Genomic DNA, 14,714 nt, shown 5'->3' on the forward strand with positions numbered 1-14,714 from the left:
TGTAAAAATATCACTTTTTTAGTATCTTTCTATAATATCATTATAAACTTATAATCATTTATTGACAACTCTCTTTGGAAACGATACCATATTTTTAACATCAAAAATATATGGAATAAGATAATTACCGGAAAGGAAAAACATGAAAGAGATACAGACTTTGACCGGAACTCTGAACAGGGGGTTCGTCGGCAACATCACCTATAATTTTAACCTGGAATCCTCCTATGATAAATTATATATCTGTTTAACTTATGATAATGAAAAAATCAGAACTGCAGATAATCAATTCAAAAATAAAATTGAGGAGGCCTATGAAAATCACTATGGTTTTAAACTATGCGATAATCAATTACAGGATGTTATCAAATCAATGAAAACAGAGATTCAGCTTGCGGCATTTATAAACGGTAGTTTTGCCGGGAATATCCATATGCCCGGAACAAAAAAAGAAATGATTCTGTCGCCAGTTATAAGTTCCAACGGGTGTATTCCCTGCAAAAATATGACAGGCCTGTTAAAGATCGTAATTAATGCCTTCAGCGTTTTAGAAAACCATACTTCCTATACGTTAGAAATAAAAGGAGAAGAACAACATGTTTAAACGAGTGGAATTACATAACCATACGGTGGAATCAGACGGAAAAATGACCGTAGACGAATTGGTACAATATTTCCATACTAATAAAATCAATTATTTCTCCCTTACGGATCACAATACGATATCCGGCCATCATAAATTAAAAAAAGTAATTGAAACCTCAGGACTTCCTATGGAATATATAACCGGCTATGAACTCACTTCCTATTATGGGCATATATTATGCCAAAATGTAACCTCGTATATCCCCTGGGACGATATCGATATAAATAATGCGGATGTTTTACTGGAGCGGGTTCACACTGCAGGGGGATTAGTTGGTATTGCCCATCCGTTCAGTGTGGGAGCACCTATATCCAATGGTATGCAGTTTAGTATGAAGATTCATAATCACCATTTGCTGGATTTTATTGAGATTGTTAATAATGCTCATCCAATGATTCCGGATAATCATAAAGGAATACTCTGGTGGGAAAATCTCCTCTTTGACGGATATCGGATTACCCCGGTAAGCGGTATGGATTTCCACAGACCTGGTGACAGAAGTGATTATTTTACTACTTATATTGAAATATCAGAAGCTTCCGAGAAGGATACTCTCTCAGAACAATTTACAAAAGCTGTTACGAATTGTAAAACCTGTGTAACCAAAGGACCGATTATAAGGACAAATTTGATCAATACTATGCTGAACCTTGAATTGCTTTCTGAAAAAGATGGATTTTCAAATGAATTTGAGTGCAGAGAGCCGCTTTATTTAAAGTTCAAAACGGCTTCTAAACAAACCGTGGTAACTATTGATACCAGGTTAGAAATAGACATAAATGAAATTATCTCATCAACTGATTCTGTTATTATTATTGAACTTTATAAGGATAAAACAGAATGGCAGAATCTAATAGCAATCGGAGCACCGGTTTTTCTATAAGAATAAATAAAAGCTTGCAAGTGTGGAACAAATAGTTACAATATTTCTTTCAATAATTCTTTTATATTATTGTAAATGAAACGTAAATTTACTATAATAAAATTAATGAACAACAAGTTAGGAGGAGGACAGGCCATGAACAAGGAAGACCAGGTCATAATGACTTACCGGAACTTATATAACAAGATGGTTTGGCTTAATAATTTTAGAATGAAAGACAGTTTTAATGGTTATACCTCTTCTGAAGTACATTGTATTGAACATATCGGAAGTAATATCGATTCCAATGTCACAAAACTTGCGGAGTCCTTTTATATGACCAGCGGTGCAATAAGTAAAATGACAAAGAAACTTATTAAAAAAGGTGCTATTGAAAGTTACCAGAGACCGGATAACAAGAAAGAGATATATTTCAGACTTACCAAACAAGGTCAGGAAATTTATAAAACACATGAGGCCCTGCACAAAGAGTTTCACGAACGGGATAAAGTCATATTTGATCAGGTAACTGAGGAACAATTTGACAGTATGCTTCACTTCATAGAAATGTATAGCAGACATTTGGATGCAGAAATTAAGAAACTGGGTGTAGATATTAAGTCGGATAAATCAGAATAAATAAATATGGAAAAACAGACAGCCGGGCTCTATGAACTGACCCCTATATGTTAGACCTTTCATTCTAACATATAGGCGGTCAGTTTTTTTATTGTGATTATTTTGTTGACAAGGAAGCAATATTGTGATACGATGTTTTTGCTTCCAAGGAAACATTATTATAACAAAAGAGAGGAGAATTCATATGTTCCAATTTGAATCACACAATAAACGAAATATGGATGAGACTGTGGATAAAAAGGCGTTACTATTCGGTCTTATGTCTGTGTTTCTTTGCGGAATCGGCTTCACTATTATAACACCTGTCGTCCCGTTCTTAGTGCAGCCTTATATAAACAATCCGGACGAGCAGACTATCGCCGTTACCCTGCTGACTTCTGTTTATGCAGTCTGCGTTTTTTTTGCGGCTCCCGGGCTTGGAGCTTTAAGCGACAGATATGGCCGTCGTCCGGTACTTTTAGTATGCCTTTTGGGTTCCGCCGCCGGATACTTAGTTTTTGGAATAGGCGGTGCTCTATGGATACTATTTGCCGGACGTATAATAGATGGCATAACAGGAGGAACCATAAGCACTATCTTTGCATATTTTGCAGACATCACTCCCAGAGAGCAGCGTACCAAATATTTTGGCTGGATGAGTGCAGTGGTCGGTGTCGGCACTGTTATCGGACCTACTCTGGGCGGATTACTTGCCAGGTTCGGTTATTCAGTACCCCTGTATTTTGGTGCAATCATAACTTTATTAAATGTTATTTATGGGTTCTTTTTTATGCCTGAGAGTCTTCATGAAGACAATAGACTGAATAAGATTACCTTTGTCAGGCTGAATCCATTTATACAACTTGCAGATGTACTTTCCATGAAAAATTTAAAAAGGCTGCTTGTCGCGGCATTTTTGCTTTGGATTCCAAGTGGATCTTTACAGGCAGTTTTTTCACAATTTACTATGGATACTTTCAGCTGGAAGCCTGCATTAATTGGACTAATGTTTTCAATCATAGGCATCCAGGACATCATCTCACAAGGTTTTATCATGCCAAGACTTTTGAATAAAATCAGTGATAAACAGATAGCACTTCTTGGAATGGCCTCAGAAATTATAGGTTACAGTTTTATTGCGGCATCCGCTTTATTCTCCTTCTATCCCTTTGTTATTGCCGGAATGTTTATCTTTGGTTTTGGTGATTCCATCTTCGGACCCTCCCTCAACGGGATGGTCTCTAAGTCTGCCGACTCCGGTGAACAAGGAAGAATTCAGGGAGGAAGCCAAGCGATTCAAGCTTTAGCAAAAATAATCGGGCCTGTCATCGGAGGTCGAATCTATGTATCACTCGGGTCTGCCGCACCCGCTTTTATGGGTGTGGCGCTTATAGCAGCTGCAATACCGGTTCTGTATAAGAGCACGAATGCAACCATGTAAACGTTACCGTTTCCTTACGGTTAAACTATAACATTGATACACTAAAGGATAGTTTCTTCATAAATTCAGGCCCACTACAAAAGTCGGCATCTTTGCTATTTGCAAAGTGCCGGCCTTTCATAAATTAACGGATTTTTAATTTACTTTCTTCTTTTATAAAAAGCGGTATCTGCTCTATTGGTGCATCCACAGAAATTGTTAGTCCGCCGGTATAAGTTCTGCCGGTCCATATATGCTTCCACTGTAACCCGGCCGGCAGATAAACTTCCCTCTGCCTTTGATTCTCATATAAGATAGGTGCAACCAGAACATCGCTGCCAAATAAGAATTCGTCCTCCACTTCCCAGGTATGTTTATCCTGGGGAAATTCATAGAATAGGGTTCTCATAACGGGTGTCCCTTTTTCGTGAGCTTCTTTCATTAAGCTTCTCGTATATTCTCTCATGTTTTCTCTGATCTGTAAGTATTCCTTACAGATTTCATAAGCTTCTTCACCAAAGGACCATACTTCATTGTCCGCACCGGAAAGACAAGTTGCACCGCCTGTGGTACCATACTGTGGTTTCATAGGCTGCCTTTCACCATGTAATCTCATAACAGGACAGAACGTGCCGTATTGGAACCAGCGCACTAAGAGTTCCCTGAACTTTGGATCATCCGGATTGCCCCCATGAAAGCCGCCGATATCTGTGGTAAACCAGGGGATTCCTGCTAACCCCATATTAAGCCCAGCCGCCAGCTGGTTTCTTAAGCTGAAGAAGCTGGAATGGATATCTCCTGACCATACCAAAGCGCCATACTTTTGGGATCCGGCCCAGGCGCATCGGAGCAGATTCACGATATTTTCCTGTCCTGCAGCTTTCATGCCATCATAAAAGGTTTTGGCATACATTTTAGGATAAACATTACCGATCTGTACATTCGGTCCCAGGTGATAACGGTAATTATCAAAATCATATACAGAATATTCCGGTTCTGCTTCATCCAGCCAGAATAATTTAATGCCCTTATCGTAATAATTCTGTTTTGCTTTATTCCATACATAGTCCCTTGCTTCCGGATTTGTGGCGTCATAATGTACGGTATTTCCCTGAAAAGGCATAACGATTCGAAATCCTCGGTCCGTTCGGATTAAATAACCGTTCTCTTTCATCTCCTGGAAGTTTTCGCTGCGGTAATCCACAGTCGGCCAGATTGATACCATCAGCTCAATTCCCATTTCCTTAAGTTCCGCTATCATAGCATCCGGGTCCGGCCAATAGGTTAAGTCAAATTTCCAATCTCCCTGGGTGGGCCAGTGAAAATAGTCGATAACGATTACATCGATCGGGAGCTTTCTCCTCTTGTATTCTCTGGCAATGGATAATAATTCTTCCTGGGTCTGATATCGTAATTTACACTGCCAGAATCCAAGACCATACTCCGGCATCATAGGCACTTTACCGGTAACACCCGCATAAGCCTCTTCGATTTCCGCCGGGCTGTCACCTGCGGTGATCCAATAATCCAATATCTTGGAGGACATGGCATACCAGGTTGTTATATTTTTACCAAAGGTTACACGCCCAACTGCGGGATTATTCCATAGGAAACCATATCCTAAGGAGGAAAGCGCAAAAGGAACGGATGCCTGGGAATTTCTCTGGGCTAACTCCAAATCAACCCCTTTTAAGTCCAAATACGGCTGCTGATATTGTCCCATACCGTAGATTTTTTCTTTCGGATTGGATACAAATCTCATGGAAAGCTCATAATCTCCGCCTGGGATTGGTTTAAACTCTCTGGCTTCAATTCCTAACGCGCTGCAATAATCCGCATGTAAATCAAGGCGGTTTCTGATGTATTCGTCTAACAGAACTTCCCCTTTTTGATTATAGAAAGTCATTCGTCCGTAATTTGAAATCGTAGCTTTAATTTTACCGTTTACAATAGTAGCCAGTTTTTCCGTGATGGTAATGTCTGTTACACATTTTTCAACTGATTCCGATAATGCCCAGTCTTCTAAAGGCATTTCCGCCATTTTGGTGGAACGTACCCGAAAACTGTTTTTTCCCCAGGGTTCGATCCACAACTTTTCCGCATCATAACGAAAAACTAACTTATTTCCTTCTTTTCTAAAACAACTCATAGTATCCTCCCTTTATCCTTTTACGGAACCGCTGACCAGTCCGCTGACAATATGCTTTTGCATGGTGACGAAAATAATACACGTGGGTAATATTAAAAGCACCCCATAAGCCATAATACTGTTCCATTTTGTTCCGTACTGGTTCATAAAATTATAAATCGCCGACGTCATAGGCCGCATATCTGCTCTTGTATTAAAAGTCATGGAATATGCCAGATCATTCCATGACATGACAAAGCTAAAACATCCTGCCGTAATCACTGCCGGTTTCGTAATCGGTATGGCAATTCTAATAAATGAAGTAAACGCATTACATCCGTCTATCTTAGCCGAATCTTCCAATTCCTTCGGCATACTTAAAAAATTTGGCCTTAATAAAAGAATCGTAAAAGGGATGGAAATTGTGGCTGTAGATAAAATCGGCGCAAAGTATGTATTTAATAAACCCATTTTGGAAAATGTTAAAAATAATGGAGTCAATACCAGCGATGCAGGCAGCATCTGAGTTATTAAAAATATAAGCACAAAAAATTTCATACCCTTTACCCTGAACCTTGCCAGACCGTAACCGGCAGGAATGGAGAGACACAAGGACAATATCATGGAACCACATGCTATAATAACAGAATTCTTCAGTGGACCCATTAAGTTGGCTATTTGATCCTCATATGCTTTTAATGTAAACTTTTGAGGCCAAAATGTCGGTACACTTGAAAATATCTCACCATCCATCTTAAAAGAGTTAATTACAATCCAGTATATCGGAAAAAGGAAAAGGACTGCAATCAAAATTCCGAAAATATTTAAGCCTATCTTTCGCTGTCTTTCATTCAAATGTAGTTTCTTCATATTTTAACCCATAGTATAACACATCTTCTCACAGATGTGTTACTGCCATATAATAAAATGTGAACCAAGGTTACAGTTCAGCCTACGGCTGAATTGTAACTAATGATGCACAGAAATTATGCATTCCGCATAATTTCGCGCATGTATATCTCGGGTTTTCTGTGACTTTCGCTTCGCTTCACTCACAAAAAACACCTCGCAGAGCCATAGGCTGAACTGCAACGAACCAAGTTTCACAGCTTGAACGAATCAATTTATGGCATTCCTTTCTTGTATTTTGTTTCACCCTAACGCCCATGCTTTTTGGGCATAAATCCCGAAGAATAGCGTCTTTTGCTATTCTTTTAATGGCTCGCATCTTTTTTGCGAGATTATTCACCCTATATTACCTCATCTTTTGAGATTGTTTTCAAATAAAGCAATGCTACCAGAAATAAGCATACAAACAGTACATTGGCAACCGCCGCTCCCTCACCGAAATGGAACAACTGGAAAGATAATTTATACGAATAGGTTGACATAACCTCTGTAGCGTCTACCGGACCTCCGCCTGTCATTACATAAACTAAATCAAAAACCTTAAAGGTATATACAAATCCCAGAACTAAAACGGACATAATAGTCGGTTTTAAAAGCGGTAAGGTTATTTTCATAAATCGTTGTACGGAACCTGCTCCGTCAATAGCAGCTGCCTCATATACTTCCGTTGATATATTATTTAATCCTGTGGTAAGAAGCAGCATATTAAAAGGAATTCCGACCCAGGAATTGGCTATGATAAGTCCCCACATCGCCGTACCGCTCTGTATCAGCCATCCGATGGGCTTACTGATAAGATGCAGGTTCATAAGTATCATATTAATAATTCCGTTACCCTCTGCAAACATAAACTTAAATACCAGTGCAGTTACCGTAACCGGCAGCATCCAGCTGATTACGATAAAACCGCGGATGGGTTTTGATAATTTAAAATTTCTGGAGAAAAATAAGGCAAATAAAAATCCCAATGAAAATTGAAACACCAGGCAAAAAACAGTATAGAAAAACGTCTGTCTGACTGCCTTAAAAAAAGTCGGATCTGCCTTAATATTTTTATAATTATCCAGTCCGATCAGATCACGGGCCGTACTGGCAAGTGTTGTCGCCGTTACATCCTGGAAACTGATCAGCCAGTTATATACGATTGGATAACCGATAAATACTAACATATATAGCACTGCCGGTAAGATAAAACAATATCCGATTAACTTTTCTTTTCTTTCTCTTTTTGACTGCATATTCACGTTCCTTTCCTAAATACCGGCTTAAAGCAGCTCTACTGCTTTCGATACTATAAAAGTCCCACCACCTTACAATTTGTTATTGTTTCCGTGATGAGACTTCTATTTCATAATACTTACTACTATTCCGTCTCTGCTAATGCATCGATTTTCTTCTGTCCATCTGCCATTGCTGTATCAACGTCTTTTTGTCCGGTTAATACTTCCTGTTCCGCAGTATAGATTGCCGCTGAGATTTCAGGCCATTTCGGAGAGGGGCCACGGGATTGTGCGTCTTCCATTAATTCTGCAAATAATGCATTCTGCGGATCATCTTTAAACATTGCCTGAATATCAACATCAGATCTTGGTGAGAAACGACCGATTGCAGAACAAATCTTCTGTGAATTTTCTTTATTGGTCATATAAGTCAGGAAGGTCCAGGAAGCTTCAATATTGGCACCTTTACAGATACCTACATTCTCTCCGCCTAATACGGATGCATAAACACCGTCATCTGCTTTCGGAACTTTCGCAACTCCATACTTAAGATCAGGAGCATCTTCTGCTAATCCGGAGAACTGCCAGGGTCCGTTAATCATCATAGCTGCCTGACCGGAGGCGAACTGTTTCTCGGCATCAGCCTGTGTCCAGTTTACACATTCTTTGCTGATATATCCTTTTTCAGCCAGATTGCTTAAGTAAGTTAAAGATGCTTTGGAACCCTCTGATGTTAAGTCTGTTACACTGCCGCCGGAGGATAATAACCAGGGCATATATTGGAACGTTCCTTCTTCATTGCCGATTGCAGAAATAGCAAGCCCTTTTACGGTATCTGTTGTTAAGCTTTCACATGCTTTTTCTAATTCACTCCAGGTGGTCGGAACTTCTACTCCTGCTTTATCAAGCATTTCCTTATTATAGAACAGTCCCAGGCAATTATTACCCCAGGGAAGTCCGTAAAGCTTGCCTTCGTATTTACAGGAATTAAGGGAACCCTCTAAAAATTTTGCTTCATCCCAGGAATTATACAAATCTGTAATGTCTTCAAAAACTCCCATGGATGCATAAGAGTTATGATCCGGATTATCCACCATACCACAGTCCGGAAGTTCTCCGGATACAACACCGATGGTATACTGTTTCATAAGTTCATCCCTTGGTATGTACTGCGCTTTCACATAGATTTCATTTTGAGACTTATTAAACTCATCCACTGCCGCCTGTACAAACTTCCCTTCTTTGTCCTCTGACATATAATGCCAGAATGTTATTTCCGTTTTTCCCTCACTACCGGCTGCCTCCCCACTTGCAGCTGTTTCCGTTGTTCCTGACTTTTCTGCCGTATCGGCAGTTCCGGTGGGAGTTTTTGTACCCCCGCTGCAGCCCATTAGCGTTACCACACTCATAGCGATTGCAAGAAATACCCCAAGTTTCTTTTTCATAATGTACCTCCATTCATTTTGTTTGTATGTTTAGTATACTATCTGTACCGATTAAAAAAAATCGTACTATCTTAAAAAAAGTGTATAAAACTAAGGTTATCCGGTTCAGCTTATGAAAAACTATACTAGTTTTTTATTTTTCCGCTCTCATTTAATACAAATTGCTTTGCCGAGACACCTGTGTATTCTTTAAATACCTTGGAGAAATACTTCTGATCCGGGTATCCCACTCTGCAGGCTACCTCATATATTTTTATATTGGTATTCCTTAAAAGTTCCTTCGCTTTCTCAATCCTTACCTTTTTCAGGTAATTTGAGAATGTGACTCCGGTTTCTTTGGTAAATAAAATACTGATATATTCCGGTGTAAGACGGTATTTGTCCACAAAATAATCCAGGCCCAGATGTTTCCCGTAATCCGTATCTATTTTATGTATCATATCCGACACTACCTTAGAAAAACCGTTCTCAGATTCCTCTGTGTGCTCTTTCACTTCCGTCTTGGATTCTACCAGCTTACTTAACAGCTCCCGGACATTGGTAATGGTAACCGGTTTTAGCAAATACTCTTTTACTCCCAGCCGTATTCCCTTTTGTGCATATTCAAAATTCGCATATCCGCTGAGTATAACAAACTTACACTGTAATCCCAATTCTTTGGCCTTCTCTATCATCTGAAGACCGTCAAATTTGGGCATACTGATATCCGTGATCACAATATCCGGTTCCAGACTCTGTATTAACTTTAATCCCTCATATCCATTCTCCGCTTCTGCAATTACCTTACAATCGGCGTTGACCTTTTCTATCAGATTGCCCAAACCTGTACGAATTCTATATTCATCTTCCACTACAATAATCTTTACCATACCTTTACCTCTCTTTCCGCTCAGCTTACATCAGGTAATAGCATTATAAATTCTGTTCCTTCTCCAAAGGTACTAAATACACTTAATTCCGCTTTCCCGTGATAATAGATTTTAAGCCGGTTGACAATATTGCTGATACCGATACTGTTGCTGTTTAGGGGCCTGTCCTCACTTATTCCTGCCTGAATTTCCTTTAACTTCTCCTCTTCCATCCCCCTGCCGTTATCTTTTATACTGATATATAACCTGCCGTCTTCCATTACATAACTTTTTACAAAGATAAGTCCTCCCTCTTTTACATCTTCAAACGCGTGCAGGATGGTATTTTCTATTAACGGCTGTAAAAGCATCTTATAAACCGGAAAATCATAGGCCTCCTCCTGAATATCATATTCACAGTCAAAAGAATAATGGAAACGGTCTCTTTGTAAAAAGATATATTTCCTTAACCAGCTGATTTCCGCACTAAGGAGCACTACCATGTCAATATTGGATACACTGTACCGTAAGAGACTTCCCAGCGTACCTAACATATCGCTGATTTCTTCTTCCCCATGTTCAATTGCCCTCCAGTTAATGGAATCTAAGGTATTATAAAGAAAATGGGGGTTTATCTGTGCTTCCAATGCTTTGATTTCAGCGTGTTTCTGACTTGTAACCGCTTCTTCTATTTCTATATTTTTATGCTTTAACTTTTCTACCAGACGGTTAACTCTTCGTGTCATATAGTGAAACTGTCTTGCAATTACATACAATTCATCTTCTTTATCAATCTCAACATTAATCTCCTCTCCCGGAGAACCTGCATATTTACCGATTCCCCTGGCGATCTTCGTAATTGTATTAATATATTTTCTGGAGATACAAATCACAATCACAAAGAATAGTAGTGTAATAATTGCAGTTAACAGGATAACGATTTTTTCAAAAAAGTGGATATCCTTTAAATAAACCGCCTTATCTACCACATTAATGATCTGCCATTTTGTGCCTTCAATATCACGTTTCCATTCCAAAAGATCCGACTTGTCGGAATACAACTGATTAATAACGTATTTATAGGATTTTGCAATATATTTATCCGAAGATTCTGCCAGGATTCTATTTTTTTCATCCACTATCAGTGTTTGTATTCCATCTTTTGGATTGCTTCCCTCATCAAATTCACCCTTTTCCTGATTAAAGAGTAAAATATAATCATCCAATGCCAGCAGCAAAATGCCGGTCTGCTTTTTTGATACAAGATTCCGCACCGGAAACCCCATGAGTATTACATAATCTGCTCTGTTCTTAATCCTTGACAGATTAACAGCAGCCAGATAGCACAGACCCCCTTCTTCATTTACCGTTTGATAGAGTTTGTTTCGTTTTTCTTTATCCGACCAAAGTGTTGTATCAAAACTTCCATAATATTTTGAATACTCTACGATTTGGCCATTATCGCCCAAAAAAGCAATACTTTTAATTGCGTCATAAGTATATACATAACTTTTTAAAATGACTTCCAAATCGGCTTTACTCACCAGTAATTCTTTATCCTCTAATCGTTTGAGGTTTTGGGAAAGCTTAATAATTCTATTATCCGTTAAAATTTCGTATAAAACTGTCTTATAGATATCCAGACGTTCCGTTAATATAGTTTCATGCTGCCTGGAATTTTGCTCAACCCGGGAATATGCCTGTTCAAGCATGTTGTTATAATAGATTCTGTAAGCCAGCAGACTTACCATAAAAATTGGAAGTATACACATCAGCAGGTAAATAACAATGATCTTACCCTGAAGCTTAGAACCCGTAAATGTTCCCCGCTTCCTTTTGTTCAATAATTTTCTCATTAGCAATCCATCCAATCTTATAATATGAAAAATGCCTGACGGCACATCAACTCCCTAAATTTCTCAATCATGAGGGACGTGACCACTTTGTGCGCCGAATACAGTCACGACAGTGACATCTTCTAAAGGATACTATCCTTTTTTGCATCTCATGTGCATCCTGCCCGACAGGGCTTTTTATTTCATAGGGAAGTTCGGAGAACTTTCCTCGTATGAAATAAAGAAAGGAGCGGGTTCGACGTCACGCTCCACTAGTTTTATTGTATAGTTATTTTTCAACAGAAACAACCGTTTTTCTGTGGAAATACTTCATAATAATCCAGATCCCTAACCCTTGCTGACCCGCCGGCAGCTTGGCTTAAATCGATAACTTAAATATATCTAGCAAGAGAATAAAAATCTATTCTATTATTTTTAAAAAAGTGTATTAATTTAATATATAATTACCAGATGTTATCGTTTTAAGGAACACCAATGTATAGAATGAGAGGAAAAAGAAAAAATAGGTTATTATAATTAATGGGAGCGGGCAATTACATGCAAGACTACTTAATGGAAGTTTTAGGTGAGAATCGGGATAATGAAGAGATATTTTATACCATTACCGATTATGCAAATGAAACAATAAATGAGAATGGATTTGATGATTTAACGGATGTTGAAAAGAAAATATTTATGATAAGTACGTATCTAACGGAGGTTAACAATGGCGGATTCGATCAGTATTTTCTTAATACTAAGGGAGTGTATGCCAGGGATACCGCAGATTTTCTTGATTATATAGGAGATGATAAATTTTCCAGAATACTCGATGAGGCAATCAGTATTTTTAAGGCCGTTATATCTGATGATAAAAAAATGCGGGAATTTGATAAATTGGATAATAATTTTTACGATATTGGCTCTGATTCTTATGATCTCTTATATAAAAGAATTATAGAACATTTTAAGAATAACCTTGACTATATTAAATAATAGGTTGTTATTATCTTAGGATTCGAGTGTCAAAAATCTCTGCACATGGGAAAGGCAGGGAGTTTTGATACTCAAATCCATATAGTAAAATAATAACAGCTCGGAATGCTCTTTACTCTGACCGATTCTTAGATCACGCAGATATCATCCTCATGGAGCATTCTGTCTGCTAAAGCATAAAGTAACGCAGCAAACTTCATTGTTTCATCATCCGGCAGCTCAACAAATGCTGTTCTTTTTAGTATTCCCGTAATATTACCTAATTGTAGTCCGGATCGGTAAATTTGGAAATCACGACGGTCCGTTTGATTTATTGTATAGATTGCACCATTCCAATGAAGAGTAAGCTGTGTCGCACGCGGCGGACGAACCAGCGAATCTGTCACTTCCAGTTCTATATCGGCACTGCCGTCACCAGCATTGCCGTTTATCGTCAGGTTAAATGGTCTGTTTTCGCAAATAAATACAATATTTTTGCCCATAGCATCTTCAATAATATAACTTCCCCTTTTTACGGTAATCCGGACAATTTTTGAATGATCCGGATGATAAACCGTATACTTTAAAAGGGTTCTTTTCACTTTCCATACCACAATACATCCCTCCTACAGTAATAGTTTTAAAACTAAACTTGCAACACCGCACAGACTCATGACCAGATTAGGATCCCACTTCAATTTACGCAATACCAAAAATGCAGATAAAAAAATACCAGCCCCAATCCAGTCCACTTTATTAAACTGAATTACCGTATTGCTAAAAATTACTGTAATCAGGATCGAAAGCCCTGCTGCGGCAATCAGCGAAACAACCGCCGGCCTAAGGCTTGATAAAACACTCTCTAAAGCGGTAACACCCTTATATCTGTAATAAATATAAGCCAACAGTGAGACAATAAAACAAGATGGCAGAATACAGCCAAAGGTAGCAATAATGGCACCGCCAATCCCGGCAATTCGAATTCCTACAAACGTAGCTGAATTAACTGCGATAGGCCCCGGTGTCATACCGGCAATGGTTATCAGATCCGTATACTCGTTCATAGTAAGCCATGAATGTATCTCTACTACCTGATGCTGAATCAGGGGCATAGCGGCATACCCTCCTCCGATACTGAATAATCCGATTTGTATAAAACTGAGAAAAAGCTGTAAATAAATCATTCCTTATTCTCCTTTCTGTGTTTATACACCTCTTTGCAAATCCCAATCAGGGCTGCGGTAAGAATGATGTAGATTACATTAACATTCAGAAAAAAGGTTGCGGCAAAAGCCAAAACCATAACTGCCATATTAAGGTATGATTTCTCTTTCAAGACATTCTTACCCAAATCGCATACTACATCCAGGATTACCGCTGCTATACCGGCCTGCATTCCTTTCAAAACAAGCGCTACATACAAATTGCTTGCAAATGCAGTATAAAAAAAAGAAATGACTGACAAAGTAATCATAGGCGGCAGAATAGAACCAAACACCGCTACTACCATACCGGCAAACCCGGCGACACGCCAACCTACAAGAATCGCGGCATTAACTGCAACCGCACCCGGAGAAGACTGCGCCAGCGCAGATAAGTCAAGCATCTCCTCTTCCTCTAACCAATGCAGTTCATCCACAAATTTTCGCTTCATGAACGTAATAATTACAAATCCTCCGCCAAAAGTAAAAGCACTGATGTAAAAGGTGCTGATAAATAACTTAAAGAGTAATTTAACCCTGCTGCAGGATTGTATCTCATTATCCATATTTATACCCCCTGTGACTATTCACACGAACTTCTTTCCT

Annotated in this window: 14 protein-coding genes; 5 read left to right on the top strand and 9 right to left on the bottom strand. The window is 38.8% G+C overall.

Going from position 1 to position 14,714, the window contains the following annotated elements; translation table 11 throughout:
• Positions 1 to 142 precede the first annotated feature (142 nt).
• From RBU59_RS12200 to RBU59_RS12215, 4 genes are all read left to right on the top strand, one after another.
• A complete protein-coding gene (locus RBU59_RS12200) occupies positions 143 to 604 on the top strand; it encodes a DUF6669 family protein (RefSeq protein ID WP_308148143.1) in 462 nt (153 codons plus the stop codon).
• A complete protein-coding gene (locus tag RBU59_RS12205; protein WP_308148144.1) occupies positions 597 to 1,529 on the top strand; it encodes a CehA/McbA family metallohydrolase in 933 nt (310 codons plus the stop codon). The genes RBU59_RS12200 and RBU59_RS12205 overlap by 8 nt, the downstream gene beginning before the upstream one ends.
• A 135-nt stretch (positions 1,530 to 1,664) precedes the next feature.
• Entirely contained in the window at positions 1,665 to 2,147 is a 483-nt protein-coding gene (locus RBU59_RS12210) for a MarR family transcriptional regulator (protein WP_308148145.1), read from the top strand.
• 184 nt (positions 2,148 to 2,331) lie between these two features.
• A complete protein-coding gene (locus tag RBU59_RS12215; protein ID WP_308148146.1) occupies positions 2,332 to 3,567 on the top strand; it encodes an MFS transporter in 1,236 nt (411 codons plus the stop codon).
• Positions 3,568 to 3,691: 124 nt separating this feature from the next.
• Here RBU59_RS12215 and RBU59_RS12220 read toward each other — a convergent pair whose 3' ends face one another.
• The 6 genes from RBU59_RS12220 to RBU59_RS12245 form a co-directional block, all read right to left on the bottom strand.
• Positions 3,692 to 5,695, bottom strand: coding sequence for a glycoside hydrolase family 31 protein (locus tag RBU59_RS12220; RefSeq protein ID WP_308148147.1), 2,004 nt, complete (start codon positions 5,693 to 5,695; stop codon positions 3,692 to 3,694).
• Positions 5,696 to 5,707: 12 nt separating this feature from the next.
• Positions 5,708 to 6,544, bottom strand: coding sequence for a carbohydrate ABC transporter permease (locus RBU59_RS12225; protein WP_308148148.1), 837 nt, complete (start codon positions 6,542 to 6,544; stop codon positions 5,708 to 5,710).
• 380 nt (positions 6,545 to 6,924) lie between these two features.
• Positions 6,925 to 7,821: a carbohydrate ABC transporter permease gene (locus RBU59_RS12230; protein ID WP_308148149.1), complete on the bottom strand. Its 897-nt coding sequence runs from the start codon at positions 7,819 to 7,821 to the stop codon at positions 6,925 to 6,927.
• A gap of 125 nt (positions 7,822 to 7,946) precedes the next feature.
• Positions 7,947 to 9,248: an ABC transporter substrate-binding protein gene (locus tag RBU59_RS12235; protein ID WP_308148150.1), complete on the bottom strand. Its 1,302-nt coding sequence runs from the start codon at positions 9,246 to 9,248 to the stop codon at positions 7,947 to 7,949.
• A gap of 125 nt (positions 9,249 to 9,373) precedes the next feature.
• The gene (locus RBU59_RS12240) at positions 9,374 to 10,117 is read right to left on the bottom strand and encodes a response regulator transcription factor (RefSeq protein ID WP_308148151.1); all 744 of its coding nucleotides are present in this window, start codon (positions 10,115 to 10,117) and stop codon (positions 9,374 to 9,376) included.
• Between the two features lie 20 nt (positions 10,118 to 10,137).
• Positions 10,138 to 11,952: a sensor histidine kinase gene (locus tag RBU59_RS12245; RefSeq protein ID WP_308148152.1), complete on the bottom strand. Its 1,815-nt coding sequence runs from the start codon at positions 11,950 to 11,952 to the stop codon at positions 10,138 to 10,140.
• Positions 11,953 to 12,489: 537 nt separating this feature from the next.
• On the opposite strand from RBU59_RS12245, the gene RBU59_RS12250 reads away from it, so the two are divergent.
• Positions 12,490 to 12,927 carry a DMP19 family protein gene (locus RBU59_RS12250; RefSeq protein WP_308148153.1) on the top strand — a complete coding sequence of 146 codons (438 nt, stop codon included), beginning with the start codon at positions 12,490 to 12,492 and terminating at the stop codon, positions 12,925 to 12,927.
• Positions 12,928 to 13,055: 128 nt separating this feature from the next.
• On the opposite strand, the gene RBU59_RS12255 is transcribed toward RBU59_RS12250, so the two are convergent.
• The 3 genes from RBU59_RS12255 to RBU59_RS12265 are packed head-to-tail and all read right to left on the bottom strand — an operon-like array spanning position 13,056 to position 14,674.
• Positions 13,056 to 13,520 (bottom strand): hypothetical protein, encoded by a 465-nt coding sequence (locus RBU59_RS12255; RefSeq protein WP_308148154.1) that lies wholly within the window; start codon positions 13,518 to 13,520, stop codon positions 13,056 to 13,058.
• A 12-nt stretch (positions 13,521 to 13,532) separates the two neighbouring features.
• A complete protein-coding gene (locus RBU59_RS12260; RefSeq protein WP_308148155.1) occupies positions 13,533 to 14,090 on the bottom strand; it encodes a chromate transporter in 558 nt (185 codons plus the stop codon).
• Positions 14,087 to 14,674: a chromate transporter gene (locus RBU59_RS12265; RefSeq protein WP_308148156.1), complete on the bottom strand. Its 588-nt coding sequence runs from the start codon at positions 14,672 to 14,674 to the stop codon at positions 14,087 to 14,089. The genes RBU59_RS12260 and RBU59_RS12265 overlap by 4 nt, the downstream gene beginning before the upstream one ends.
• Positions 14,675 to 14,714: the final 40 nt, after the last annotated feature.

It is taken from the genome of Anaerocolumna sp. MB42-C2, from assembly GCF_030913705.1.
GTDB lineage: Bacteria > Bacillota > Clostridia > Lachnospirales > Lachnospiraceae > Anaerocolumna.

Excerpts from the sequence above, each read along its gene's own strand:
- RBU59_RS12230 (WP_308148149.1), bottom strand. The coding sequence starts at position 7,821 with ATGCAGTCAAAAAGAGAAAGAAAAGAAAAGTTAATCGGATATTGTTTT.
- RBU59_RS12215 (WP_308148146.1), top strand. The coding sequence starts at position 2,332 with ATGTTCCAATTTGAATCACACAATAAACGAAATATGGATGAGACTGTG.
- RBU59_RS12200 (WP_308148143.1), top strand. The coding sequence starts at position 143 with ATGAAAGAGATACAGACTTTGACCGGAACTCTGAACAGGGGGTTCGTC.
- RBU59_RS12245 (WP_308148152.1), bottom strand. The coding sequence starts at position 11,952 with ATGAGAAAATTATTGAACAAAAGGAAGCGGGGAACATTTACGGGTTCT.
- RBU59_RS12265 (WP_308148156.1), bottom strand. The coding sequence starts at position 14,674 with ATGGATAATGAGATACAATCCTGCAGCAGGGTTAAATTACTCTTTAAG.
- RBU59_RS12220 (WP_308148147.1), bottom strand. The coding sequence starts at position 5,695 with ATGAGTTGTTTTAGAAAAGAAGGAAATAAGTTAGTTTTTCGTTATGAT.
- RBU59_RS12205 (WP_308148144.1), top strand. The coding sequence starts at position 597 with ATGTTTAAACGAGTGGAATTACATAACCATACGGTGGAATCAGACGGA.
- RBU59_RS12250 (WP_308148153.1), top strand. The coding sequence starts at position 12,490 with ATGCAAGACTACTTAATGGAAGTTTTAGGTGAGAATCGGGATAATGAA.
- RBU59_RS12210 (WP_308148145.1), top strand. The coding sequence starts at position 1,665 with ATGAACAAGGAAGACCAGGTCATAATGACTTACCGGAACTTATATAAC.
- RBU59_RS12235 (WP_308148150.1), bottom strand. The coding sequence starts at position 9,248 with ATGAAAAAGAAACTTGGGGTATTTCTTGCAATCGCTATGAGTGTGGTA.
- RBU59_RS12225 (WP_308148148.1), bottom strand. The coding sequence starts at position 6,544 with ATGAAGAAACTACATTTGAATGAAAGACAGCGAAAGATAGGCTTAAAT.
- RBU59_RS12240 (WP_308148151.1), bottom strand. The coding sequence starts at position 10,117 with ATGGTAAAGATTATTGTAGTGGAAGATGAATATAGAATTCGTACAGGT.
- RBU59_RS12260 (WP_308148155.1), bottom strand. The coding sequence starts at position 14,090 with ATGATTTATTTACAGCTTTTTCTCAGTTTTATACAAATCGGATTATTC.